The sequence below is a fragment of the Sorangium sp. So ce1014 genome, from assembly GCF_051521505.1.
Taxonomy (GTDB): Bacteria; Myxococcota_A; Polyangia; order Polyangiales; family Polyangiaceae; genus Sorangium.
The window spans coordinates 521,411-546,893 of sequence record NZ_CP150356.1 but is presented as its reverse complement, the minus strand read 5'-3'; the positions used below and the strand labels follow the sequence as shown (position 1 = coordinate 546,893).

Here is a 25,483-nt window from a genome sequence, read left to right as displayed (position 1 = left end):
CGTGAGGTGCACCGCCGCCCTACGGCCCGCCTCCGGCGCGGCGGCGCTGCTCGGCGCGGCGGCGCTGCTCGGCGCGGCGGCGGCGCAGGCCGAGCCGGCCGCGGCGCCGCACGGCGCGGCGGCGGCGGCGCGCGCCGCGCAGGCCGCGGCGCCGCCGGAGCGCGCGCGGCGCGAGGTCGCGTGGGACCCGCGCTGGACGGGCTTCCGCGCGAGCGAGTACGTGGCCACGGGCCTCCTGGCCGCGACCGCCTTCGGGACGCTGGCCATCCCGCCGTCGGAGGGCCGGTGGACGGCCGTGAACGGCTTCGACGGCTCGGCGCGCCACGCCCTGCGCATCCGGAGCGAGCGCCAGCGCGAGATGGCGCGCGACGCGAGCGATCTCCTGCTCACGCTGATGACCAACCACCTCGCGGTGGACGCCCTGCTCGTCACCTGGTGGGGGCACGGGCGCGGCAGCGTCGCGTGGGAGATGGCGATGATCGACATCGAGGCGCTCGCGTTCAACGCGGCCCTGAACGGCGTCGTCGCGGGGCTCACGAGCCGCGAGCGCCCCTACCGCGCCGGGTGCACCGGGCCGGAGGAGCAGCAGGATCGCGACTGCCGGGGGAGCAAGCGGTACCGGAGCTTCTTCAGCGGCCACAGCTCGACCGCGTTCACGGCGGCGGGGCTCGTGTGCTCGCACCACGCGCACCTGCCCCTGTACGGCGGCGGCGCGCCCGACGCGCTCGCGTGCGCCGCGTCGCTCGGGACGGCGGCCGCCGTGGCGACGCTGCGGGTCGTCTCGGACCAGCACTTCGCGACCGACGCGCTCACGGGCGCGACCCTCGGCGCCCTGACGGGCTTCGGGCTCCCGTGGCTCCTGCACTACCGCGGCGGCGCCCCGGCGGCGGACGCGCCGCGCGGGGACGGCGTCTCGATCCGCTTCGTGCCCGCGCCGCTCGGCGGAACCCTCGTGGGCAGGTTCTAGCGATGGCGCCGCGCCGCACGCTCGCCGCCGCCGCGGCGCTCGCCGCGCTCGCCCTCCCGCCCGCCGGGGCCCGCGCCCAGGACCCGGCCGACCTGCCGCCGCCCGCCGTCGATCCGCCGCCGGTGCCCTCGGGGGTCGATCTCCTGCAGAAGCGCTCGTACTGGGCGCGGAGCGCGGGCGCGCGCCCGTTCGTCTCCGCGGTGATGGATCTCGGCGTCATCTATTACAGGCCGAGCCTCGCGGTCGGCTTCGGCAAGCCGCACTGGTCCTGGCTCGGGATCGAGGGCTACGCGAGCGTCTCGCCGAGCGGCGGCGCGGAGTACGTGGGCCTCCGCGCGGCGCTGCCCGGCGTGGAGATCCGCGGCGGCGCGCGATACGCCTTCTCGAGGAGCCAGTACTTCCTCGAGCCCCGGGCGTCGTACACGCGCAGGGACACCGAGCTCATGCTGGGCCCCCTGTCGCGCTACGTCGCCGGGGAGATCGAGGTGTCGGGCTCGATACCCCTGCTCGGAGGCAACCTGTTCGGCGTGGCGACCGGCTATGCGGTGCTGGGCGCGCCCGAGGGATTCACTCTCTACGAGGAATCGCTCCACACGGTGATGAAGCCGCCGTATCTCTACCGCGCGCGGCTCGGCTTCCTGGGGGAGATGGACCGGTACGGCGAGCTCCGGCTCGGCGCCGCCGCCGAGGTGCTCGGCAACCCCGGCCGCGGCAGCGTCATCGTGCGCATCGGCCCGGTGCTGGCCGTCTCGCTGACACACCACCTGGACGCAGTCGGGACGGTGATGGTGGTGGCGGCGACGCCCGATCAGCTCGGCTTGCTGGGCGCGGATCTCGGGCAGCTCGGCCTGCGGTACCGGTGGGCGACCGGCGATCGCTGGCCGGAGTTCCCGTGACTGACGCATGCGCCCGTCGCGGGGCGTGGTAAGCGTCTCGGCATGACCAAGCTCATCCCCCTGACCTTCCTCGCCGCGGCGCTCGCGGCGTGCACCCAGCCCGGCGAGGCCAGCGCGCCCGCGGCGGCCGGCGCCGTTGCGGCGCAGCCCGCCAAGGCCGACGCCCCGAAGGCGAAGCCCGCCGAGGCGAGCGCGGCCCAGGCGCCGGCGACGCAGGCGAAGAACGCGAAGATCGGCCAGCCCGCGCCCGATTTCACGCTGCCGGACCTCGACGGCAAGCCCGTCAAGCTGGCCGACTACAAGGGCAAGACGGTCGTCCTCGAGTGGTTCAACCCCGGTTGCCCGTTCGTGCAGCTCTCGCACCGCAAGGGCGGTCTGAAGGACGCGCCGGCGCAGCAGGCCCAGAAGGGCGTCGTGTGGCTCGCCATCAACTCGGGCGCTCCGGGCAAGCAGGGCACCGCCAAGGACGAGAACGCGAAGGCAAAGCAGGAGTTCGGGATGAGCTACCCGCTCCTCGTCGACGAGAAGGGCGATGTCGGGCGCGCGTACGGCGCCGAGCGCACACCGCATATGTACATCATCGACCCGCAGGGCACGCTCGTCTACGCGGGCGCCATCGACAGCACGAAGGGCGGTGAGCCCGAGCCGGGCGAGCAGGTCACGAACTACGTCGATGCAGCGATCGCCGAGCTCGCCGCCGGCAAGCCGATCTCCACGAAAGAGACCGAGGCGTTCGGCTGCACCGTCAAGTATTGAGCGACCCGTCAGCGGACCCATCCGCCGCATCGCAGCTTGACCCACCTCGGCGTCACGTCGCGCGCCCCACAAATAGCGCCACGGACGTTGTCTCCCCTCGTTGATCTCCTCCGTCGCTCGTAGGTCGACAGCGCACCCGGCACCCGCTCCCGCCGCGTAGGACATCACCGCACGGGCCGCGTCGCACCCGCGCGCCCTCCTGGAAGGTTCCACGACACGCGGACACGGAACGTCCCGGGTGTTGACATGCGCGTAAACCCCGGTTTACCGTTGCACGACAGTTCTGTAACAACATCGCTCGTAGCTGACGCCCCAGGCGAGACGCTCACTGGCAAGCGACCAGGCGGTTCGGGAAGATGGCGAGTCGAGGCCATCGCGCTGGGAGCTGCCGAGGCAGGTGCGGATGCGAAGGTTCATGTCGATGCGCGCGCCGGCGATGGGCTATGCAGAGCGCTGCCGTTCGGGCGCGGTCGCCGCGCCCCTCCTCGGACGGGCTCGGCGCCCCGAGCCCGGGGGCCTCCGCCTTCGATGTTGAAGAGGGTCCGATTCATGAGCCGGATGGGAAGAGCGGGCCCGGAGAACGCGAAGGTCGCGAGGCCCACGGACGAGGAGCTCACGTCGAGGTCCGTCCCGCTCGCGCCCCAGAGCCGGCCGTCGCGCACCGCTCCGCCGGGGAGCTCGGGCGCCGGCCAGGACACGGTGTTCGAGTGCGTCGATCCGCCCTCGTCGCGCGTGCCGAGCCGGTTTCCCATCCGCGACTGGGACCGGTACGAGTGCGTGTCCCTCGTCGGCAAAGGGGGCATGGGGACGGTCTACAAGGCCAGGGACCCGCGGCTCCAGCGGTACGTGGCGCTCAAGCTGATCCGGGGCAACGACCCGGCGCTCGCCCAGCGCTTCATCTGGGAAGCGCAGGCCCAGGCCCGCGTCGAGCACCCGAACGTCTGCAAGGTGTACGAGGTCGGCGAGGCGCAGGGCCAGCCGTTCATCGCCATGCAGTACATCGACGGCCAGCCGCTCCACCGCGTGGCGCAGCAGATGTCGCTCGAGCAGCGGGTGAAGATCGTGGCCGACGTGGCGGACGGCCTCCACGCCGCCCACCGGCTCGGGCTGATCCACCGCGACATCAAGCCGGCGAACATCCTTGTCGAGCGGACGGCCGACGGCGCCTTCCGCCCCTACCTCCTCGATTTCGGGCTCGCGCGGGACACGGCCGTGGACGTCCGCGCGACCATGAGCGGCGAGGGGACGCCGGCTTACATGGCGCCCGAGCAGGTGTCCGGGGGCCAGCGCCAGCTCGACCGGCGCACGGACGTCTACTGCCTCGGCGCCACGCTCTACGAGATCCTCGCCGGGCGCCCTCCGTTCGTCGACCCGTCGGTGGCAAGCCTCGTCTTGCGGGTCGCGCACGAGCTGCCCGTGCCGGTGCGCCAGATCGACCGGGGGATCCCCCTCGATCTGGAGACCATCGTGATGAAGTGCCTCGAGAAGGAGCCTCTGCGGCGGTACGACTCCGCGAAGATGCTCGCCCTCGATCTCGGGCGCTACCTCGAGGGCGACCCGATCGACGCGCGGCCTCGGAGCCTCGTTTACCGCGCCCTGAAGCGGGCGCGGAAGCACAAGCTCGCGGTCGCGGCGGGCGCCGCGGCGCTGCTCGTGCTCGCGCTCTCGGGCGTCGTCGCCCTCCGCGCGAAGCTCGCCGCGGCGCGCCAGGCCGAGCTCTCGGCGCACGTGGCGTCCCTGGCCCAGGGCTTCGGCCAGGACGTCAAGGAGATGGAGCTGTTCATGCGCTATGCGTACGCGCTCCCCCTCCACGAGGTGTCGCGGGAAAAGGAGGTCATCCGCGCGCGCATGGGCGAGATCGACCGGAAGATGCAGGCCCTGCGCGAGACCGCGGGCGACCTCGTCGAGGGCCCGGGCCACTACGCGCTCGGGCGCGGGCACCTCGCGCTGCACGAGCCCGAGGAGGCGCTGGCGCACCTCGAGGCGGCGCTGGAGAGCGGGTATGCCGCGAAGGAGGCGAAGTTCGCGGCGGGCCTCGTGCACGGGATGCTCTACAGGAAGGGGCTCGACCGGGCGCGGCGCCTCGCCGACAAGGGGGAGCGGTCCGCGCACCAGCTCGATCTGGAGGCGCGACACAGGGCCCCGGCGCTCAAGTACCTGAGGGACAGCGTGAGAGCGGCCGCGGCGCCGTCCGCGTACACCGCGGCGCTCATCGAGCTCTACGAGGGGCGGTTCGACGAGGCCCTCGCCGACGCGCGGCGCGCGTTCGCGCGGTCGCCCTGGGAATACGAGGCGAGGATGCTCGAGGGCGACATCCTGTTCGCGAAGGGGGAGGCGGCGCGCGACCTCGGGGAGCACGCGGCGGCGCTCGCCGAGTTCCGGAGCGCCGTCGTCTCGTACGAGGCCGCGGCGGAGATGGCCGAGAGCGATCCCGACGTCCACGAGGCGGCCGCGCGCGCCCTGAGCGAGATCATGCTGATCGAGTCGCAGCGCGGCGGGGACGCCGAGGCGATCTTCGCGCAGGTCATCGCCCGCTGCGACAGGGCGCTCCGCGCGAGCCCGCGCGCGAGCGGCGCCCACGCGAAGAAGGCCTGGGCCCTCGTGCACCGGGCCAGGCGCGACCTCGCGCGGGGCGCGGACCCGAAGCCGGACCTCGCGCAGGCGATCGCGTCCAGCGAGCAGGCGGTCGAGGGGGACCCGTCGGACGCGACCGCGCACGGCGCGATGGGGGCGAGCCTCTTCCTCCTCGCGTCCCACGAGAGCGCCCTCGGGCTCGACGTGTGGCCCTCGCTCGGGCGCGCGGTCGAGAGCATGCAGCGGTCGCTCGCGCTCGACCCGAGCTCCTTCTGGGCGTGGAACGACGCCGGCATCGCCTACGGCATGATGGCCGAGCACACAGCGTCCCGCGGCGCCGATCCCCTCCCCCTCTTCGCGCTCAGCGCGTCGCACACCGAGCGGGCGATCGAGATCGCCCCGAACGACGCGCCGCCGCTCCTCCACCAGGGCTGGTTCTACGCGCAGCGGGCGCAGTACGAGCTCGACCACGGGACGCCGCCCGAGGAGTCGCTCGAGCTCGCCAAGGACAACCTCGAGGCGGCGCTCAGGCTGCGCCCGGACAGCCATCCATCGCATGGCGCCCTGGCCCTGGCCTACCTGATCCAGGGCCGGCACGAGCGGCTCGCCGGCGGGAGCCCGGAGGTCTGGCTCGCGCGGTCGCTCGACGGCTACGGCGCGGCGCTGCGCCTCCGTCCGGAGGATCTCGAGGCGCAGCAGGGGGTGGGCCTCGCCCACCTGGAGACGGCGCGGTGGGCGCTCGACCGCGGCGAGGATCCGACCGCCTCGCTCCGCGCGGCGAGGGGCGCGATCGATCGCGTCCTGGCCGCGAGGCCGCGCAACGCGGGGGCGCTCCTCGCGCTCGGGCACATCGACCTGCTCTCGGCGCGGTGGCTCGCGTCCCGGGGCAGGAGCCCTGCGCCGCCGCTCGACGCCGCGGAGCGCTCGCTGCTCCGCGCCCTCGAGGCGAACGAGCGAAACGCGAGGATCTTCGGCGCCCTGGCCGAGGTCCACCGGCTGCGCGCCGCCTCGCTCGGCCCCGGCCCCCTCGACGCGCGCGCGGAGGTCGAGGCCGGGCTCGCGCTGATCGATCGGGCGCTGGCCATCGATCCGGACCTCCCCGCGGCGAGCGCCGAGCAGGGCGCGCTGCTCCTGCTGAAGGCGAAGGCGGAACCCGAGCCGGCGCCGCGCCGGGATCTGGCCCGGCACGCCGGGGCGCGGCTCGAGCGAGCGCTCCGCGACGCCCCCCTCCTCGCGCGCGAGTACGCGCGCTTCCTCGACGAGGCGCGGAAGGTCGCGGAGGCGGGCGGGGACCGGCCGTAGCGCACGCGCTGCCGGGCAGCGCGTGCGCTACCGGCGTTGGGGACGCTCGCGCTGCCGGGCAGCGCGGGCCGCGCGCGCTACGGGCGGCGCTTCGGGCGCGACAGCCTGGACATGACCTCGTCGTAGGCCCACTTGGCGCGCATGAACTCGCGGGCGTCGCCGCCGCGATCGGGGTGCGTGACAAGCGCGAGCCGGCGGAACGCCCGGCGGACCTCGGCCGCGCCGGCGGCCTCCGTCAGGCCGAGCACCGCGAACGGCGAGACGCCGCGCGCGGAGGCGGGCCGCGACGGGGCGCGCCGCGGCGGATCGGGCGGAGGCGGCGGGGGCGCCTCCTTCCGACCCGCCGCGCGCGGCCTGGGCCAGGGGGGCTCGCCGCGCAGGATGCGCGTCCAGGCCGTCGCCCACGCCGGCTCGATCTCGACGAGCGGGCGCCCGGCGGCGCGCTCGGCCTGCGCCCGCGCCTCCTCCGCGGTCCGCGCGCCGCCCTGGCTCGCGTCCGGCGGGCGGAACGGCTCGCGCGCGGGCTCATCGGTCCACCAGGCGGCCCACAGGAAGCGGCGGCGGCGCGTCGGGGTCACCGCGTAGACGCCGCGGAGCGGGAGCGTCATCGGGGCCGGGCCCTCAGAAGATCTCGGGGCACCACGGGGCGCGCGCGGCGCGGAACAGGCGATCCGCGCGCTCGATGGCGCCCTCCGAGAGCGCCTCGACCTGGCCGGCGTCGGCGAGGCACCGGAAGGAGACGCCGCCGAGGTACGCCGAGCCGAGCGCCGAGATGTCGAGGCGGACGTCCGGCGCCTCGCGGGTCCGCGCCGCGCGCCGCTCGCCCCCGTGCAGCCGGAACCGGCCGGCGTTCGAGGGACAATCGCGGTCGGAGATCTCGAGCGTGAGCGGCTCGCCGCTGCCGTAGGCGCGCGCCGCGAGCGCGGCCTCGACGTCCACGATGCGCACCCAGAGCCCGTCGCTCGCCGTGAGGCGCAGGCGCCGCGGCTCGACGAGGAGCAGGCCGAGCGGGTGATCCGGCGGCAGGAGGCTCGCCTCGATCCGCTGCGCCAGGTCGAGGTCGAAGAGGTAGCGCCAGACGAGCCGGGTCCCGAGCGGCGTCGCGCCGATCGCCTCGATCACGCGGATCGAGCCGATCGGGATATGGGACGAGTCCCACCGGTGGTGCAGGCAGTAGAGCGCATACGCCTCCGCGCGCCCGTCGACCTCGATCACGACGCGCTGCACGGGGCCGCCCCCCTGGCGGGAGAAGTCGTCGTCGGCCAGCCGGCGGACCTGCCACCACACCTCCGAGCGCGCGAGCATCCCCGGGGCGAACGCGCGGGCGCGCTCCCAGACGGGCGCGAAGGCCGCGAGCGCCTCCGCCTCCCCGAGCAGCCGCGCCCGGCCCTGCGCGCCCGTCTCGTGGCGGAACGCGGTGCGCTCCCGCTCGATCGAGATGGAGCACGCCTGCGACGCGAGGCCGTAGCCGAAGCGGCCGTAGATGGCGCCCTCGGTGGCCCAGAGCGAGGAGATCGGCTGCCCCTCGGCCCGCGCGTCGTCGAGGTGCCGGCGGATGAGGGACGTGAGGATGCCGCGGCGGCGGTGCGTCGGGGTCACCCCGACCGCCGTGAGCCCGGCGGCCGGGACGGTGCCGCCCGGCGTGGTCATCGTGAGCGAGAACGAGCCGGCGGCTCCGACGAGCGACTCGCCGTCGTAGGCGCCGAGGCGCGACGTGAGCTCCGGGAGGCGACTCATGGCCTCGAGGCGCTCGGGGTTGGGAACCGCGCCGAACGCCGTGAGGATGGGCTGACTGAACTCGGCCTGTTGCTCGGCGGTCATCTGCCGGAGCTCGATGTGCATTCGGCCACGATACCAAAGAAGCCGCGCATCCCGGCGCCGAGATCTCCGGCGGCGCCGTGCGCGCGGCGGCCTACGCGCTCAGCCGCTCCCGCTCTCGCGCGGCCGCACGCCGGATGCGCGTCTTCAGCCAGGCCTCGATGAGCGGCCACACCGTGAGCGGCGCGTCCCTTCCGACCACGACGTCGAGGTGGCCGCGCGGGAACTCGCGGTACGTCTTGTCCGACGAGCGGCTGAAATTGTAGGCGGGCTTCACGGACGCCGGCGGCGCGAGGTCGTCGCGCGTGCCCGCGATGATGAGCAGCGGCAGGTCCAGCTGCTCGAACCGCTCGGCGTAACCGAAGAGGCTCCCCATGTGGTGGCCGCTCTTCCGCGACGCCGCTGCGTCCAGGAACATGTTCCGGAGCACCGTGATGCTGCCGCTGTCCATGGCGAGCGACATGTGCTGCGTGAGCACCCGGGTCTCCATCGAGCCCGGGACGAACCCCCGGATCGGCAGCGGGAAGATCGGGCTCTCGATGAACGCGCGCACGAACCGGAACGGCTCCCCCCACGCCGACAGCGCCAGCGCGCCCTGCCCGAGCGGGACCCGCTGGTCGACCGTCAGCATCAGCCGGCCGAGCAGCGCGAGCGCCCGCGACCCGTGCGTGAACAGGTAGGGGCTCCCGAGCGTGACGATCCCGCCCACCGCGTCGCCCATCGTCGGCGCGGTCGCGTAGCTGACGAGGCCCCCGAGCGAGTGCCCGATGAGGTACACGGGCCGCGGCCCCGAGATGCGCCGGATCTCCTCGATCGCCGCCGGCACGTCCTCGCGGACGAAATCGGTCACGTGACCCGGCCGCCGCGCCCCGAGGTGCCGCGACCGCCCGTGCCCCCGCAGATCCAGGTTGAAGACGTCGAAGCCCGCCCGCGCCAGGTAGTTCGAGAAGCTGCGCGACGGCAGGTGCCAGATGTAACGGTTCTGGCCGTACCCGTGGATCAGCAGCACGCTCGCCACCGTGCTCCGCAGCCGCGCGCTCCGCTTGCGGATCATCGCGAGCGGCACATCGTGGACGATCGCCTCCCTGTCGCCGACCGACTCCTCCACCCCCGGCGCGCGCGCCCCCTCGATCCCACGGCTCGCCGGCGCGATCTCGTGCGCGGTGCTGCGGACCCGCACCACCACAAGCTCCTTGATGAACCTGTCCCGCTCATCGCGGTCGACTGTCTGCTCCACGTGAGACTGGTGCAGGATCATCCTTTCCGTCTATTGCGGATTATTTTGCTGTGCGCAACCTCGGCCAGGCGCGCTTCGACGCCGTGCGACACCGGCACCGTGACGGCCGCCCGCGTCGTCGTCGCGCGGCCGCTCGTGCCGGGCGCGGGCGGCCGCGCTCTGGCATGCCCTGGCGGAAAAAGCTCTGCCTCGGGCGGTCCGCAGGCGTCACACGGCGCTGCGTCTCGTGTACCCTCCCCTCGGCTGGTACCCGGTGCACCGGGGCGCGCGGAGAGCCGGAGTCTGGCCTCGGCGCGTTCGTTCCGTGCATGCCCGGGTCCGGCCCTGACCTTACGCATCGCTAGGTGACCTACAATGTACCACTTGAAGATGGGTCGGCAGCTCGCGGTCGGGGTGCATGCCAGGGCCGCCGCGCTCGCCGCGCTGCTCGGCGCCGTGTGCTTCGCCGGGACTGCCCGCGCGCAGTCGGAGGACGGGCTCGACAGCAACCTGGACGAATCCCTCGCCGCGGACAAGCAGGCCAAGGACGAGCAGGCGCAGGGCGACAAGACGACGGGTGAGAAGGACAAGCTGCCGGAGACGCCGCCGGAGGCGCTGCCGGAGGCGGCCGACGACAACAGCCCGCTCGAAAAGGACGGCAAGGCCCACAAGTTCATCGGCCTCCGGCTCCGGAACGTCATCGTCCCGAAGTTCATGATCAACCTCTTTGCCGACGGCGGCGCGTCGGTGAACGTCTTCATGATCGGCCCGGAGTTCACCTCGCGCAAGAACGGGCTCGAGATCGATCTGGCCGTGTCCTACGCGGACTACTCGATGGATCCCTTCCTCTTCAAGGGGAAGAACGACGACCAGTTCGCCTGGGAGATGGTGTCGAGCGACATGAAGCTCGTCTATTTCACGAGCGATCTCCTCTTCGACGTCCCGATCGACGAGAAGGGCCGTTTCTCGTTCCTGGTCGGCGCCGGCGTCGGGATCGGCGTCGTGTTCGGCAACCTCTACCGCGCCCAGGCGTACCCGGGCGGCACGGCGTCGAACCCGAGCCCCGACGACGTGAGCGCCTGGAACAAGTGCTCCGGCGCGGGCAGCGCCTACTGCGACGCCTCCAACAACCATTACGGCGACTACGACGAGCCGAGCTGGGTCAACGGGGGCTCGAAGCCATCGGTGTTCCCGTGGATCTCCTTTCCGCAGGTGAGCTTCCGGTACAAACCGATCAAGCAGCTGCAGACGCGGCTCGACGCCGGCTTCTCCATCACGGGCTTCTTCATGGGACTGTCCGCCGGGTATGGCCTCTGAGCGAGGGATCAGGTGACGCCGCCTCCGCTGTTCCCCCCGCGGTATGAGCCGATCGGGACGCTCGGAAAGGGCGGCGGCGGCGAGGTGTGGGCGGTGCGCGACCGGATCACCGGCAAGGCGGTCGCGCTGAAGACGCTCGGCGAGGACGCGGACGAGCCGGAGGTGCTCGCGCTCGTCCGCGAGGCGGCGGCGCTGTCGGGCGTCGAGGGCCTCGGCGTGCCGCGCGTGCTGCGCTTCGGCCGGCTGCCCGCGTCGGGGCGGCCCTTCATGGTGCGCGAGCTCGTCGAGGGGACGAGCCTCGCCGATCTGCTCGCGCGCAAGGGCGACCTGGCCAGAAACGTCGCGGCCATCGCCGACGCGGCCGACCAGCTCACGCGCCTGCACCGCGCGCTCCTGCTGCACGGCGACGTGAAGCCCGCGAACATCATCGTCGGCGACAGCGGGCGCGCCACGCTCGTCGACCTCGGACTCGCCGCGCCGTTCCGTGACGACGGCTCGCGGCCCGTGGGCCTCACGCCCCGCTACGCCGCGCCGGAGCTCTTCAAGGGCGACCCGCTCACCGTCCGCGCCGAGGTGTTCGCCCTCGGCGCGACCCTCTCCGAGGCCCTCCGCGACAGCGCGGTCCGGCGCGATCCGAAGGTCGTCGACGCGCTCCAGGAGGTCGTCGACCGGGCCACCGCCAGGGACCCCAACGCGCGCTACCCGAGCGCGGACGAGCTCGCGAACGCGCTCCGGCGCGCCGCGCGGCTGCCCTGCGGGCAGAACGAGGAGACCGCGGGGCCGGCCGACGCGGGCGCGCGGCCCGACGCGGGCGCGGACGCGGTGGTCTGGCCGATCGTCGGGCTGGACGCGCCGTCCACGCGGCTGCTCGCGCAGATCCTGGCGCTGCCCGCGGGCGGCGGTCTCTCGATCGCCGGGCCGCCCGGGTCCGGGCGGAGCGCGCTGCTCCGGCGCATCGCGTGGTCGCTCGAGGTCGGCGGGTACGCCGTCGCGTGGGTCGAGGCGGCCGGCGGGGCCGACCCGCGCGAGGCGCTCGCGATCGAGCTGTCGGGGCACGACCTCGGCCGGGTGACGGCGCTCGTCGACGACGCCGACCGGCTCGGCGACGCGGAGCGCGAGCGGCTCGACGAGGTGCGGAGGGCCGGCGGCAAGCTCGTGTTCGTGCTCGGGGAGCCGCCGGAGCGCGGGTTCGAGCGCTTCGAGATGGCGCCGCTCGACGAGCAGGTCGCCCGCGAGCTCGTGCAGCGCACCATCCCGTCGCTGAGCGACGCGGTGGCCGCGCACGTCGTCGCGCGCGCGGGCCGGTGGCCGGGGCGCATCCGCGAGATCGTCGCGCGCATCGCGCGCGCGCCCGTCGCGTCGACCGAGGACGTCGATCGGCTGCTCGACGCGCCGCCCGCCCCCCGGGCGGAGGCGTCCGGACCGGGCGGCGCCGGCGAGGAGAGGGCGGCGCTGCCGCCCGCGGAGATCCACCGGCTGCTCGACCGCGGCCACTTCGACGCGGCCGCGGAGGCGCTCGGCCGGTACCAGGGCGACTGCTCGCCCGTCGTGGTGTCCATCCTGACGATCGCGCGCGCGCGGCTCGCCATGAACCGCGGCGACACCGCGCGGGCGCTCGCGGAGCTCGCGCGCGTGAAGGACCAGGTCGAGGCCTCGGGCGACCCCGCGCTGACGGCGTTCTGGTCGCTGCAGATGGCCCGGGCGCTCGTCCGCACCGGCGACTACGGCGAGGCGGAGCGCCGCGCGGGCGAGGCCGTCGAGCGGGTGGGCCCGGTCAAGCTCGAGGCGGAGCTCGCCGGGGGGTCGCGCTCGCAGATCGCGACGGCGGCCGCGTTCGGCGCCTCGCCCGAGGCGATCGTCGCCGAGGCGGTGGCGACGCGCGGGCTCGCGCAGAGCTTCGCCTCGCGGCACGAGGACGCGAAGCGCACGCTCGAGCACGCGGTCCGGCTCGCGCGGCTCACGGGCGAGCCGCGGATCCTGTCGGTCGCGCTCGTCTCGCTCGCGTTCGCGCTCCAGCGGGACGACCGCCTCAGCGAGGCGAAGGCGGTCTACGAGGAGGCGCTCACGGCGGCGGAGCAGGCCGGCGACGCGGGCACGCTCGCGACGACCCGCCTGAACCTCGCCGCGCTCACGAAGCTGCAGGGCGACCTCGGCGCGGCCATCCGCCACCTCGAGGCCGCCGTCGACCTCGGCCGGCGCTCGGGCCGCGTGGCGACGATCCGGCAGGGGCTCCTCAACCTCGCGAACCTCGAGCTCTACCTCGGGCGGCTCGCGCGGGCCCGGGTGTCGCTCGACGCGCTCGCCGCCCAGCGCGCGGATCTCGCGCCGCAGCAGCACGCGCAGCTGCTCGCGCTCGAGGCGGAGCACGCGGCGCGCTCCGGCGACCTCGAGCGGGCCGAGCGGCTCTGCCTGGAGTGCGCCGAGGCGTACGAGGCGATGGGCCGGCGGATCGACGGGGTCGAGGCGCGGCTCGAGCGCGTGCTCTTCGCGGTGGCGCGCGCCGGCGCGGACCCGCGCGTCCTCGGCGAGGAGATCGACGTGGCGTCGGAGCGCCTGGGGACGACGGGCGCCCACCGCGCGCTGCTCTCGCTGGCGCGCGGGCGCGTCGCGGCGCTCGCGCGCGACGAGCGGCGGGCCCGGGCGGCGTACGACGAGGCGCTCGACGCGGCGCGCGCCGCGGGCCAGCGCGACTGGATCTGGCGCGCGCTGGAGGCGCGGGCGCAGCTCGAGACGGAGCGGGGGCACCTCATCCGGGCGCGCCACGACCGCGAGGAGGCGCTGAGCACGCTGGAGGAGATCGCCTCGAAGCTGCCGCGCGACCTCCGGGAGGTCTTCTGGAACGACGGGCGGCGCAAGGAGATCCGGGCGGCGGCGATGCTCGAGCTGATGAGCAGCCGCACGGTGCCGTTCACCCAGCCGGGCGCGGCGCCCTCGCCCGGCGCGGCGCCCCAGCAGGGCGAGGACCGGCTGGCGCGGGTCCTCGAGATCAACCGGGCGATCGCGGGCGAGCACGATCTCACGCGCCTGCTCGCGAAGGTGACCGATCACGCGATCGCGCTCCTCCAGGCCGAGCGCGGGTTCATCATCCTGCAGCGGCCGCCGCGCGACGAGCCGCCGCCCGCCGCCGGCGAGGCCGCGGTCGACGTCTCGATCCACGCCTCGCGCGACCAGGCCGCGGCCGACCTCTCGATCCACGCCTCGCGCGACCAGGCCGGGGACGACCCGCACGCGCGCTTCTCCAGCTCGATCGCCGAGCGGGTGATCTCCACGGGCGAGCCGGTCGTGACCACGAGCGCGCGGGACGACGCGCGCATGAGCGATTACGTCTCGGTCCACCAGCTCATGCTGCAGTCGGTCGCGTGCGTGCCGATCCGGCAGCGGAGCGGGCAGGTGATCGGCGCGCTGTACCTGGAGACCCGCCTGAGCGCGGCGGCGAAGTTCGAGGCCGAGCTCCCGACGCTGACGGCGCTGGCCGATCAGGTGGCGATCGCGATCGAGACCGCGCGCCTCGTCAGCGAGAACGAGCGCCGCGCCCGCGAGCTCGAGCGCGCCAACGAGGAGCTGCGCGCCGCGCGCGCCAAGCTGGAGGAGCTCCTCGGCCACCGCACGGCGCAGCTCGCCGCGACGCGGCGGGATCTGCGCTCGGCGCGCGCGGTGATCCGCGGCCACTTCGGCTACGAGGGCCTGGTCGGCACGAGCGAGGCGATGCGCCGCGTGTACGCGCTGATCGACCGGGTGAAGGACACGGACATCCCGCTGCTCATCACCGGCGAGAGCGGGACGGGCAAGGAGGTCGTCGCGCGGACGATCCACAACGCGAGCCCGCGGGCGAAGAAGCCGTTCGTCGGCATCAACTGCGGCGCGATCCCGGAGCACCTGCTGGAGAGCGAGCTCTTCGGGCACGTCCGCGGCGCGTTCACGGGCGCCGATCGCGACCGCAAGGGGCTCTTCCGGGAGGTGACCGGCGGCACCATCCTGCTCGACGAGATCGGCGAGATGCCGCAGAAGATGCAGGCGGGCCTGCTCCGGGTGCTGCAGGAGAAGGTCGTCCGGCCTGTCGGGGGCGCGCGCGAGGAGCCGGTCGACGCGCGGGTCATCGCGGCGACGCACCGGGACCTCGCCGACATGGTCTCGCGCGGCACGTTCCGCGAGGACCTCTTTTACCGGCTGCACGTCGTCGAGGTGCGGGTCCCGGCGCTGCGCCAGCGGATCGAGGACATCCCGCTGCTCATCGACTACTTCCTCGGGATCTTCGCCGCGCGCTACGGCCGCGATCGGCGCAGCGTCTCGCGCGCCGCGCTGAAGCGGCTGTCGGCGTACAGCTGGCCCGGCAACGTGCGGCAGCTCGAGAACGTGCTGCTCAACGCGTGGGTCCTCTCGGACCGCCCCGAGCTGGAGAGCGACGATTTCGAGCTCCCCGACGCGGCGCCGCGGTCGCTGCGGAGCGCCGAGGCCGCGCCGCCGCCGCGCGCGCCGCTCGGCGGCGGCGGCGGGGCTCCTGCGAGCGCCGGCCGGGCGCCGCCGTCGAGCGACCTTCACCGCCTCGAGACGTCGCTCGACGCGCACAGGGCGAGCGAGCGAGAGCGGATCCTTGTTGCGCTCTCGAGCTGCAACTGGAACCGGGTGAAGGCGGCGCAGGTGGTGGGCCTGCCCCGCCGGACGTTCTACCGGCGCCTGAAGGAGTACGGGATCCAGTGAGCGATCGATCGAACCTCGCCGCCTCCATCGACGGCGCGCCCCTCCCCGACGAGGAGGCGCGCGATCTGTGGACGCGGTTCAGCCGGTACATGGATGAGCACCGCGGCGACGCGGCGGGCTTCGCGCGCGAGAACGGCTACGTCAGCGTGACGCCGACCTTCGAGCGCGGACAGGCGCTGCTCGTGGTCCGGACGACGGAGGCGCCGCCGGAGAAGCCCCCGCCGCGCCGCGATGACGCCGGCTCGCCGGCCCCGCGCGGCGGCGCCGGCAAGCCGCCCGCACGCCGCAGCGGCAAGCCGACCCCGCGCGGCAGCGGCAAGCCTGCGCGCGGCAGGCGGCGGCGCTGAGCGCCCGTCAGCCGGCGCGATCGCGGGCGCCGGACGCTCTCGGGTTCGATACCGGTCTCGCTAGAAGCGCCTCGGGCTGTTCGGCACCTTGGAGTCGCGCGTGGCGCGCTCCTCCTGGCGCTCGGTGATCCGCCCGGAGAGGACCGCCTCCGCCAGCTCGCGGACCTCGGCGCTCGTCGCGCGATCGACGCGCGCGAGCGCCTGCTCGGCCGCGGCGCGGGCCTCGGCCGCGCGGCCCCCGAGCGCGTGCGTCCGGGCAATCTCGGCGAGCGTCGCGGAGAGCTCCGAGGCGTTGCCGGCGACGTCCAGCAGCCGCTTCGCGCTCAGGTAAAGCTCGAGCGCCGCGCCGAGATCCCCCTGGATGCGCAACAGATCGCCGCGCGCCCGGAGCACGCCGGCCTGGCCTGCGCCGTCCTCGAGCACCTCGAACAGCGCGAGCGCCTGCTCGTAGTCCGAGAGCGCGCCCTCCAGGTCCGACGCGTCGGCCGCCGCGACCCCCACGAGCTCGGCCACAAGCTCGAACTGCCTGCGGCGGAGATCGCCCCGCGCCTTGAGCGTCGCGGCCTGGCCCCGGCGCTCGAAGCCGGTGCGGAACAGCGCGAGCGCCCGATCGTAGTCGCGCACCGCGTCCACGAGATCCTCCTGCAGCGAGCGCAGATCCCCCCGCGCCTTCAGCACGGCGGCCTGGCCCAGCACGTCGCGCGTCGCCGAGAACAGCTCGAGCGCCTGATCGTAATCGCGCTCGGCGCCCAGGAGATCCCCCTGCCGGGTCCGGAGGTCGCCGCGCGCCTTGAGCACGCCGGCGTGCCCGAGGTGGTCCTCGGTGGCCTGGTACAGCGTGAGGGCCCAGTCGTAGTCGCGCGCCGCGCCCGTCACGTTGTCCTGGCCGAGCCGCATGTCGCCGCGCCCCTTGAGCACGCTGGCCTGCCCGCTCCGATCCCCCGCGCCCTGGAAGAGCGCGAGCGCGGTGCTGTAGTCGCGCGCCGCGCCCGGCAGGTTGCGGAGGCGGACGCGCAGATCGCCGCGCGACTTGAGCGCCCGCGCGTGCGCGGCGCCATGCGGGCGGGCGCGGGGCGACTCCGTGGGCCCCTGGCCGTCGGCGCCTTCGGCGGCCCCGCGCGACCCGGCGCGGGGCTTGAGCGGCTCGCGATCGCCGAGCTGCAGGAAGACGTGGACCGCCAGATCGTAGTCGCAGACCGCGCCGCCGAGATCGCCCTCCTCGGCGCGCGCGAAGCCCCGCGCCCGCAGCGCGTCGCCCTCCCCCGCGCGGTCGCCCGCGGCCTGGAACAGCGCGAGCGCCTCGTCGTAGTCGCGCGCCGCCTGGACGGGGACGCCCTCCCGCAGGCGCAGCGCGCCGCGATCCATGAGCACCTGGGCCTGGCCGAGCACGTCGCCCGCGGCCTGGAACATCGCGAGCGCCTCGTCGTAGTCGCGCCCGGCGCTCACGGTGTCGTTCCGCCGGAGCAGCAGGTTGCCGCGCTCCCGCAGCGCGTGGCCGCGCGCCTCCGGCGCCGTGCCGTTGAGGCTCGGCGGCGCGGCGCTCGATCGGGGCCCCCGCATCGCGCTGTCACCGAGCACCTCGGCCAGCGATCCGCTCTTCGAGGCGCAGCGATCCAGCGCGCTGTCGAACGAGCGCTGCGTGGGAGGATCTCCATCCACGCCCTTCAGCTCGGACTGGGCTTCTGAGCGGCGACGCATGATAGACGGAACATCCTACCGCGGCGGCGCCCCCCTCGTGGAGACATTGCGCCGGCGGCCGCGCGCTCACGCACATTCCGCGGCCGCGCCTTCCACGCCGTTGGTCCATTCCCGTACGCGCGTCCACGCGTCCACGTACATTCCAATCTGGCGCTTTTCGTCGCGGTCAGCGCGGCGCTCGGCCGCGCCGTCCCGGTCGCGAGCGGCGGCGCGCTGGCCGCCGCTCGCCACGGTTCGCTCCCTCACGCAGGCGGGGCCGGCGCGACCTCGCGCGGGCGGCGCGACCTCGCGCGGCGCGACCTCCGCCGCGCCGCGGCGGTCAGAGGCCCTTGCGCGAGATGAGCACCGCGTCCCGCTCGACCTCGTGCATCGCCTGCGTCACGAGCGCCGCGGCGGTGCGCTCGCGCACGTGCATGACGCGCAGCTCGGCGTAGGTCTCGTCCGGCAGCAGCTCCTCGTCGACGCCGAACTTCGGCGCGTCGACCTGCGCCGGCCGCTCGTCCTGCAGCCGCGGCCTGAGCGTCGCCAGCTTGCCGGCGCCCCCGAGCTGCTGCACCCAGCGGTCGCCGCGCCGGACCGCGAAGAAGCGCTGCCCCACCTTCACGCCGTCCTTCTCGCCCTTGTCGATGAACACCACCTGGTGCTGCCCGAAGAGCTGGTAGGGGTAGATCGCCGCGATGATCCTCGCCTCGAGGTCCTGCTCGGCGCTCGCCGGCGGCACCACGTCGAAGCGGCGCATCACCGAGCCGACCCTGTCCCCGCGCTCGACAACGTCGAGCGACTCGATGAGCCGCGCGCGCACCATGTGCGTCTTCGGGTTGTAGCGGTCCACGCGCGCCGTGCCGCGCACGGTCACGAGCTCGCCCTTCGGGTCGCCGCCGCTCCTCACCTTCTTGATCTCGCGGAAGATCGTGAGCTCGTCGCCGATCGCGACGTCGTGATCGTCCGAGAGGCGGAGGTAGACGTCGTCGCCCTCGCTGAGGAGCATCTGGTCCTCGGGGCTGGCGACGAGCTCCCCCCACGTGTCCTTCTTGACGTCGTCGACCCAGCCGAGGTCGCGCAGGAAGATCGTCTTCGCCGGCACCCGCGACCCGCGCCCCGCCTGCCTGGCCCCGAGCCCGATGCTGCCGCGCGTCGGGCCCTCATTCGGGTCGCGTAGCCGGATCCGGTCGCCCGGGTAGATCCAGTGCGGGTTCTGGAGCTGCGGGTTCAGCGCCCAGACCTGCGGCCACGCGTAGGGGTTCGTGTGGTACCTGCCCGAGATGTCCCAGAGCGTGTCGCCGCGCCGCACCGAGTGCGACTCGGGCACGAACTGCCCCTCGACGACGTAGCTCCCGCCCGCGCTGCCCCGCACCGAGGCGGGGCCCTCGCTGCGGCGGCCCAGATCGAAGCCGTCCGACGGGCGGGACGTGTCCGTGGTGCCCCGCGAGCTCGAGGGCAGATGGCCGTTCGGATCGAACCCCGGCTGCGGGTAGCCCGGCACCACGACCTGCGTCTCGACGGTCGGCTCGGCCTGCGGGAGCTGGACCACGGTGACGCCCGGACCCTGGCCGGCGCCGGCGCCCTCCTCCTGGGCCAGCGCCAGCGTCGACGCCGCGGCGAGCGCCAGGGAGACCGGGACCAGCGTTGCCTTCGCGTGGAACTTCATCGATTGCGCCTCGACAGGGTGGAGGGTGGCGGGCTCGGCGGCGTCGATCCGCCGCCCGGAGGCTCGTCAATCACGACGCCTTTCGCGGTCGAGCGGAGCACCGGCGGCCGCGCGCCGCCGTCCTCCGGCGCGAGCCGCACCACCTCGAGGTCAGGCCTGTCCGGCTCCTCCGGGGCCGCGGCGCGCGCCTCGGCCTCGCCCGGGCGCGCCGCGCCGCGCGGGGCGGCCCGCGAGCGCTCCAGCGAGCCCACCCGGTCCGAGAGCACCGCGTTGTCCGCGCGCACCCGGACGAGCTCCGCGCGCAGCTCGGAGAGCTGCTGTCCGACCGCGTCCCGCCCGCCGCCGCATCCGGCGGAGAGCGCGGCGAGCGTGAGCCCCATCGAGCAGATGCCCAGGCCAGTCCTCATGCAGCGCCCAGCCTACCCGTCGCCGCGCCGGCCGGCCAAACGCACGGCGATCTCGCGCGTTACAGAGCGCGCGCAGTTCTGCTAGGGTCGCGCCTCCCAGATGGAGCTGCGAGGGGTGAACGTGCGGAAACTCTTCTTGATTTTCCTGATCGCGACGGCGGGCGCCGCGTGCGGCGACGGCGACCCGGAGCCCGCGGCGACCGAGTGCTTCGATTACAGCAGTTTCGACGGAGCGACCCCCGAGGTGAGCTTCGCGACCGACGTCCTCCCGGTCTTCCAGCGGTCCTGCTCGTTCAGCTCGACCTGCCACGGCGCCGAGGCCGGCTCGGCCGGGTTCACGTACCTCGGCCCGGGGCTGAGCGAGCAGGCCACGCCGGCCCAGATCGACGCGATCGTGGCCCAGAACGTCGGCGCCGCGTCGCGGGCGCCGTCCGGGATGCCGCGGATCGCGGCCGGCGACCCCGCGAACAGCTTCCTCATGCACAAGATGGACGACACCCTGAGCTGCGGGGACCTCGAGTGCGCCCCCGATCAACAGTGCGGGGAGCCGATGCCCTACACCGGCGACACCCTGGCCGCGGCGGAGCGCGACGCCGTCCGCCGGTGGATCCAGCAAGGGGCCAAGGTCAATTGATCGGCCGGCTCTCCGGCCACGTCGTTGAAGAGGGCGACGAGGGCACGGTGGTGCTCGACGTCGGCGGGGTCGGCTACGAGGTGACGGTCCCGCTCGGCGCCCTGGGGCGCGCGCGCGGCATCGCCGCGCCGGCCGGATCGGACGCGATCACCCTGTTCGTCCACACCCACGTGCGCGAGGACGCGCTCCTTCTCTACGGCTTCGCGACGCGCGAGGACCGGGCGGCCTTCCGCATGCTCATCGGCATCTCCAGCATCGGCCCGAAGATCGCGGTGGCCATCCTCAGCGCGCTCGGCGCGGGGGAGCTCGCCGCGGTGATCGCCCGCCGGGAGACCGCGCGCCTCACCGCCATCCCCGGCGTCGGCAAGAAGACCGCCGAGCGGCTCGTGCTCGAGCTGAAGGACAAGCTCGTCCACCTCCCCTCGGTCCCGCTCTCCTCCGCGGGCTCGCCGCCCGCGGTCAGCGCCGCGAAGCAGGACCTCCTGCACAGCGCGCTCACCCGCATGGGCTACCGGCCGGCCGAGGCCGAGCGGGCCGTCGCCGCCCTCGGCGCGCGCGTCGACAGCGCCCCGCTCGGGGACCTCGTGCGCGACGCGCTCGCGATGCTGTCCAAGTGATGCGCCCGGGCGAGGCGAGCCGCCGGCCGCTCCGGGCCCTGAGCGCACACCCTAAGCGCATCGAGGAGCGACAGACAGTCGACAGAAGGCGGCCGCGGCGAATATGCTCCCGCCGCCGTTCGCCTGGGGACCCCGTCGGTCGCTCGTTGTGAGGAGGCCTGGTGATCACCTGTCCGAAGTGCTCTAAGGAAAATCAGGACCATTACAAGTTCTGCCTCGGCTGCGGCGCCGAGCTGCCTCGCGACGTCTCGCCGAAAAAGTTCGCGCCGGGCACGCCGCCCCACGGCGTGCCGGCGGCTTCGCGGTCGAACAACAGCTACGGCGATGAGCCGACCGCCATCGGCACCGGCGCCCACAAGGGGGCCCCGGGCGCGCTCCCGCCGCCCGCGCTCGTCGACCCCGCGGCGTTCATGGCGCCGGTCCGGGGCGAGGACACCGGCACGAGCCGGAAGGCCGCCGCCGCGGCCGCCGCGCAGCCGTCGACGCCCGCGGCGTCGGCCGGCGCGGGGACGGTCGTCTGCCCGCAGTGCCAGGAGCCCAACCCGCCGTCGAACAAGTTCTGCGCGCTCTGCGGCTTCAAGCTCCTCAAGCCGACGGGCCTGTCCGTGCAGCCGCCCGCGCCGGTCGTGTCCACGTCGGGCGCCGCGAGCGTGGTGCTGACCGCGCTCCGGGCCGACGGCACCGAGGCGGGCACGTACACCCTGCCCGCGAACCCCACGACGATCGGGCGCGACGCCGGCGCGATCTTCGGCGGCGACAGCTACCTCTCCCCGCGCCACGCCACGTTCTCGATCAAGGGCGGGCGGCTGTTCGTCAAGGACGAGAGCTCGCTGAACGGCGTCTACCGCAGGCTGCGCAGGGACACGCCGGTGCAGCTCGACACCGGCGACATCTTCCGCGTCGGCCAGGAGATCGTCCGCCTGGAGTCGCTCGCCCCCGCGCCCGCGACGCCCGACGGGGTCGAGCGGCTCGGCAGCCCCTCGAAGGGCTACGTCGCCCGGCTGGCGCTGATCATCGGCAGGGACGCGACCGGCAACGCGTTCCCCGTCCCCGACACCGGCCTGCACCTCGGGCGCGAGCGCGGCGACATCCTCTTCCCCGAGGACGGCTACGTCTCGGGGCTCCACTGCCAGATCTCGCTCCAGGGCGGCCGGCTGTTCCTCACGGACCTCGGCAGCTCGAACGGCACCTTCCTCCGCGTCCTCGGCGAGACCGAGATCACGGGGGGCGACATCCTGCTCATGGGTCAGCAGCTGTTCCGCGTGTCCGTGTGACGCCGCGCGACCTGGGCCCCGAGGACGCGACCGTCCCGCTCGCACAACCCCGCGCCCCGTCGTACGCTGGGCGTCGCTGAGGCACTCGCCATGGAAATGGTCCGCACCATCCGCGTGGTCGCCGCCGTGATCGAACAGGACGGCCGCTACCTCATCACCCAGCGCCGCCCGACCGCCGTGCTGCCGATGCTCTGGGAGTTCCCGGGTGGACGCGTGGAAGAGTCCGAGACCGACGCGGCCGCGCTGAAGCGCGAGGTCCGGCACCGGCTCGGCGTCGAGATCGACGTGCGCCAGCTGATCTCGTTCGTGAGCCACCCGTACGAGCGCTACGTCGTCGACCTGTACCTCTACGAGTGCCACATCGAGAGCGGCGAGCTCGCGTCGCTGGCCGTGAACGCCTTCCGGTGGGTCACGAGCGCCGAGTTCGATCGCTACCCGTTCACGCCGGCCGACGAGGCCAGCATGAACAAGCTCCTCGGCATGGCCTGACGCCCCCGCGCCGGTCCGACCTCGGCCCGGCGCGCCCCCTTCACATGCGCGGCGAGCGCCGCAGCAGCGCGAGGAACAGCGGCCCGCCGAGGACCGCGGTCACCGCGCCGACGGGCGGCTCGGTGCCGAGCCACCGGAACAGGAGCCGCGCGACGAGGTCGCACGTCGTCAGCAGCACGGCGCCGGCGACGAGCGACAGCGGCAAGAGCCGCCGGTGATCCGCGCCGACCAGCCGGCGGACCGCGTGCGGGACGATGAGCCCGACGAAGCCGATGAGGCCGGTGCGGCTGACGATCGCGCCGACCACGCACGAGGACGCGAAGAAGATCCGGCGCTCGACGGCGCGCACGTCGACGCCCAGGGTCCCGGCCGACTCGTCGCCGAGCGAGAGGAGGTTCAGGCGCGCGGCGTCGGCCAGGAGCACCGCGCAGCCCGCGACGACGTAGGCGGCGACGCCGAGGAGAGCCGAGGTCGTGGGCAGCTCGATGAAGCCGATGAGCCACCGGAGCAGCTGCTGGGAGCGCGAGGGGGAGACGACCGTCTTGAGGAAGGAGATGAGGCCGGCGGCGATCGAGTTCACGATCACGCCGGCGAGGAGCATCGAGGCGCCGGAGGTGCCCTGGGCCGCGCCGCGCGCGATGGCGTAGACGAGCACCGTCGCGACAAGGCCGCCGACGAGCGCCGCCGCGGGCAGGAGCGTGGCGCCGAGGACGGTCGCCGAGCCGACGCCGAGCGCGATCGCGACCGAGGCGCCGAGCGCGGAGCCGCCGGAGACGCCGAGCACGTACGGCTCGGCGAGCGGGTTCTGGAGCAGCGCCTGGAACGCGGCGCCCACGGCCGCGAGGCCGGCGCCGGAGATGGCCGCGAGGAGCACGCGCGGCAGGCGCACATCGAGGAGGAGCGTCCGGTCGAGGCCCGGGCCCGCGAGGGCGCGCTCGACCGAGACGGGCTCGGCGCCGAGGAGGACCGCGAGGAGCAGCGCGCCGACGAGCACCACGGGCGCCGCGACGACGGCGAGCGAGCCCCGGGGCGCGCGGCCGGACGCGGGCGCCGCGGCGGGGGCGCGCGCGGGGACGCGGCCGGACGCGGGCGCCGTCAATCCTGGCCGCCTCCGCGCGCCGCGGGCGGCTGCGTGGCGGGGCCGCTGTTGCGCTCGGCGTTCCGCTCGTAGATGAGGCGCAGCCCGGTGAGCGTCAGATCGTCGTCGACCTCCTCGATCGTCTCGGTCTGCGGCGCGATGAGCCGCGCGAGGCCGCCCGTCGCGATGACCCGGCACGGGTAGCCGAGCTCCCGCCGGAGTCGGGTCACGAGCCCGTCGACGAGCCCGGCGTAGCCGTACACGATGCCCGACTGCATCGAGTGGACGGGGTTGCGGCCGACGACCCGGGGCGGGAGGGCGATCTCCACGCGGGACAGCCGCGCGGCGCGCGAGAAGAGCGCCTCGGCGCTGATCTGGATGCCCGGCGCGATGACGCCGCCCAGGTACTCGCCCCTCGGGGTCACGCAGTCGAACGTCGTCGCCGTGCCGAAGTCGACGACGATGACGCCGGTGGCGGCGTGATCGCCCCGGCCGGGATCGGCCGCGGGCTCGCGCGCCGGCGCGGAGCGGGGCGCGGGCTCCGGCAACCGCTTGATCCACTCGTGCGCCGCGACCGCGTTGACGATCCGGTCGGCGCCGACCTCGCGCGGGTTCTCGTAGAGGATGGCCATGCCGGTCTTGATGCCCGGGCCCACGACGAGCGGCTCGATCCCGAACGCCCGCTCGACGAGCCCCACCATCGTGTCGGTCAGCGTCGGCACGACGCTGGCGATGATCGCGCTGTCGATGCGGGCGAGATCGACGCGGCGGAGGTCGAGCATCTGCCGGACGAGCACGGCGTACTCGTCCGCGGTGCGCGAGCGCGCGCTCTCGCACCGGAGGTGGTGCTGCAGCACCGCGCCCTCCAGCACCCCGAAGCTGATGTTGGTGTTCCCGACGTCGATGGTGAGCAGCATGCTGGGCTGGACTTTAGCGCCGCGCGCCCTGGATTCCGGCAGGATTTCGGACGCGCGCGGGCCGGCGCCTGCGCGGGCCGGCCCGCGCGGTGGGCCCTGGCCGCTCAGCGCTTGCGCGCGAGCGTCACCCCGTCGCGAACGGAGAGCATGACCTTCTCGACCCGGGGATCGCGGTAAACGAGATCGTTGAAGGCCGCGAGGGCGCGGCCGTCGACCGTCTGGGGGGCGAGGACCTCGCCGCTCCAGAGGGTGTTGTCAGCGACGATCAGCCCGCCGCGGCGGACGCGCGGGAGGACCTCCTCGTAGTAGGTCGAATAGCGCTCCTTGTCGGCGTCGATGAACACGAGATCGAAGGCCGGGCTCGCCGGCAGGGCGCGGATCGTGTCGAGCGCGTCGCCGAGCGCGATCCGGATCTTCTTGCCGTGCTCGCTGCGGTCGAAGAACGACCGGGCGACGCGGCTCACGTCCGGGTCGCGGTCGCAGGTGATGAGCTCGCCGTCCGGCGGGAGCGCCTCGGCCATGCTGAGGGCCGAGTAGCCCGTGAAGGTGCCGATCTCCAGCACGCGGCGCGCCTGCATGAGGGCGACGAGCAGCTTGAGCAGGGTGCCCTCGACCCGCCCCACTTGCATGCCGGCGCTCGGCTCGTTGGCGAGGGTGTGCTCGCGCAGCTCGTCGAGGAGCGCGGGGGGCGGCTCGGTGTGGTCGTGGACGTAGCGCTCCAGGTCTCGATCGATGATGAGGGCCATGAGGACGTTCCTTGGTCGGGCCACGGTAGCACGCGGGCTCCGCCCCCCACCTTGAGCTACCGCCGGCCTTCGGGGTAGCGTCGA

General features: G+C 74.3%; 21 protein-coding genes. 11 read left to right on the top strand and 10 right to left on the bottom strand.

Going from position 1 to position 25,483, the window contains the following annotated elements; genetic code table 11:
* Position 1: 1 nt before the first annotated feature.
* From WME75_RS02115 to WME75_RS02100, 4 genes are all read left to right on the top strand, one after another.
* Complete coding sequence (locus tag WME75_RS02115; protein ID WP_437485898.1) at positions 2–967, top strand: phosphatase PAP2 family protein; 966 nt, start codon at positions 2–4, stop codon at positions 965–967.
* Between the two features lie 2 nt (positions 968–969).
* The gene (locus tag WME75_RS02110; RefSeq protein WP_437485896.1) at positions 970–1,863 is read left to right on the top strand and encodes a hypothetical protein; all 894 of its coding nucleotides are present in this window, start codon (positions 970–972) and stop codon (positions 1,861–1,863) included.
* 42 nt (positions 1,864–1,905) lie between these two features.
* On the top strand, positions 1,906–2,619 hold the full coding sequence (locus WME75_RS02105; protein ID WP_437485894.1) for a thioredoxin family protein: 714 nt from the start codon (positions 1,906–1,908) through the stop codon (positions 2,617–2,619).
* A gap of 549 nt (positions 2,620–3,168) precedes the next feature.
* Positions 3,169–6,495: a protein kinase domain-containing protein gene (locus WME75_RS02100; protein WP_437485892.1), complete on the top strand. Its 3,327-nt coding sequence runs from the start codon at positions 3,169–3,171 to the stop codon at positions 6,493–6,495.
* A gap of 77 nt (positions 6,496–6,572) precedes the next feature.
* Here WME75_RS02100 and WME75_RS02095 read toward each other — a convergent pair whose 3' ends face one another.
* From WME75_RS02095 to WME75_RS02085, 3 genes are all read right to left on the bottom strand, one after another.
* Positions 6,573–7,103: a J domain-containing protein gene (locus WME75_RS02095; RefSeq protein ID WP_437485890.1), complete on the bottom strand. Its 531-nt coding sequence runs from the start codon at positions 7,101–7,103 to the stop codon at positions 6,573–6,575.
* Positions 7,104–7,116: 13 nt separating this feature from the next.
* Positions 7,117–8,337, bottom strand: a complete 1,221-nt coding sequence (locus WME75_RS02090; RefSeq protein WP_437485888.1) for a GNAT family N-acetyltransferase — start codon at positions 8,335–8,337, stop codon at positions 7,117–7,119.
* Between the two features lie 70 nt (positions 8,338–8,407).
* Entirely contained in the window at positions 8,408–9,571 is a 1,164-nt protein-coding gene (locus WME75_RS02085) for an alpha/beta hydrolase (RefSeq protein WP_437485886.1), read from the bottom strand.
* Between the two features lie 333 nt (positions 9,572–9,904).
* Between WME75_RS02085 and WME75_RS02080 the strand changes: the two genes are divergently transcribed.
* From WME75_RS02080 to WME75_RS02070, 3 genes are read left to right on the top strand one after another with little or no spacing between them, the layout of a single operon-like run.
* Positions 9,905–10,846 carry a hypothetical protein gene (locus tag WME75_RS02080; protein ID WP_437485884.1) on the top strand — a complete coding sequence of 314 codons (942 nt, stop codon included), beginning with the start codon at positions 9,905–9,907 and terminating at the stop codon, positions 10,844–10,846.
* 12 nt (positions 10,847–10,858) lie between these two features.
* Positions 10,859–15,544 (top strand): sigma 54-interacting transcriptional regulator, encoded by a 4,686-nt coding sequence (locus WME75_RS02075; RefSeq protein WP_437485882.1) that lies wholly within the window; start codon positions 10,859–10,861, stop codon positions 15,542–15,544.
* Positions 15,541–15,891 carry a hypothetical protein gene (locus tag WME75_RS02070; RefSeq protein WP_437485880.1) on the top strand — a complete coding sequence of 117 codons (351 nt, stop codon included), beginning with the start codon at positions 15,541–15,543 and terminating at the stop codon, positions 15,889–15,891. Before WME75_RS02075 ends, WME75_RS02070 begins: the two co-directional genes overlap by 4 nt.
* Before the next feature lie 60 nt (positions 15,892–15,951).
* On the opposite strand, the gene WME75_RS02065 is transcribed toward WME75_RS02070, so the two are convergent.
* From WME75_RS02065 to WME75_RS02050, 4 genes are all read right to left on the bottom strand, one after another.
* Positions 15,952–17,589: a tetratricopeptide repeat protein gene (locus tag WME75_RS02065; RefSeq protein WP_437485878.1), complete on the bottom strand. Its 1,638-nt coding sequence runs from the start codon at positions 17,587–17,589 to the stop codon at positions 15,952–15,954.
* A 66-nt stretch (positions 17,590–17,655) separates the two neighbouring features.
* Positions 17,656–17,820, bottom strand: a complete 165-nt coding sequence (locus WME75_RS02060) for a hypothetical protein (RefSeq protein WP_437485877.1) — start codon at positions 17,818–17,820, stop codon at positions 17,656–17,658.
* Between the two features lie 88 nt (positions 17,821–17,908).
* On the bottom strand, positions 17,909–19,237 hold the full coding sequence (locus WME75_RS02055; protein WP_437485875.1) for a LysM peptidoglycan-binding domain-containing protein: 1,329 nt from the start codon (positions 19,235–19,237) through the stop codon (positions 17,909–17,911).
* Positions 19,234–19,644 carry a hypothetical protein gene (locus WME75_RS02050; RefSeq protein WP_437485873.1) on the bottom strand — a complete coding sequence of 137 codons (411 nt, stop codon included), beginning with the start codon at positions 19,642–19,644 and terminating at the stop codon, positions 19,234–19,236. Before WME75_RS02050 ends, WME75_RS02055 begins: the two co-directional genes overlap by 4 nt.
* Before the next feature lie 115 nt (positions 19,645–19,759).
* Here WME75_RS02050 and WME75_RS02045 point away from each other — a divergent pair, with 115 nt between their 5' ends.
* The 4 genes from WME75_RS02045 to WME75_RS02030 all read left to right on the top strand — a co-directional run bounded on the left by WME75_RS02045 (position 19,760) and on the right by WME75_RS02030 (position 22,658).
* The gene (locus tag WME75_RS02045; protein ID WP_437485871.1) at positions 19,760–20,278 is read left to right on the top strand and encodes a hypothetical protein; all 519 of its coding nucleotides are present in this window, start codon (positions 19,760–19,762) and stop codon (positions 20,276–20,278) included.
* On the top strand, positions 20,275–20,895 hold the full coding sequence (gene ruvA / locus WME75_RS02040; RefSeq protein WP_437485869.1) for a Holliday junction branch migration protein RuvA: 621 nt from the start codon (positions 20,275–20,277) through the stop codon (positions 20,893–20,895). The genes WME75_RS02045 and ruvA overlap by 4 nt, the downstream gene beginning before the upstream one ends.
* A gap of 161 nt (positions 20,896–21,056) precedes the next feature.
* Positions 21,057–22,169, top strand: coding sequence for an FHA domain-containing protein (locus tag WME75_RS02035; protein WP_437485867.1), 1,113 nt, complete (start codon positions 21,057–21,059; stop codon positions 22,167–22,169).
* Positions 22,170–22,259: 90 nt separating this feature from the next.
* Positions 22,260–22,658 carry a (deoxy)nucleoside triphosphate pyrophosphohydrolase gene (locus WME75_RS02030; protein ID WP_437485865.1) on the top strand — a complete coding sequence of 133 codons (399 nt, stop codon included), beginning with the start codon at positions 22,260–22,262 and terminating at the stop codon, positions 22,656–22,658.
* A gap of 40 nt (positions 22,659–22,698) precedes the next feature.
* Here WME75_RS02030 and WME75_RS02025 read toward each other — a convergent pair whose 3' ends face one another.
* The 3 genes from WME75_RS02025 to WME75_RS02015 all read right to left on the bottom strand — a co-directional run bounded on the left by WME75_RS02025 (position 22,699) and on the right by WME75_RS02015 (position 25,399).
* Entirely contained in the window at positions 22,699–23,757 is a 1,059-nt protein-coding gene (locus tag WME75_RS02025) for a FecCD family ABC transporter permease (RefSeq protein ID WP_437485863.1), read from the bottom strand.
* A complete protein-coding gene (locus tag WME75_RS02020; protein WP_437485860.1) occupies positions 23,754–24,653 on the bottom strand; it encodes a type III pantothenate kinase in 900 nt (299 codons plus the stop codon). The genes WME75_RS02025 and WME75_RS02020 overlap by 4 nt, the downstream gene beginning before the upstream one ends.
* Positions 24,654–24,757: 104 nt before the next feature.
* Positions 24,758–25,399, bottom strand: a complete 642-nt coding sequence (locus WME75_RS02015) for an O-methyltransferase (RefSeq protein WP_437485858.1) — start codon at positions 25,397–25,399, stop codon at positions 24,758–24,760.
* Positions 25,400–25,483: the final 84 nt, after the last annotated feature.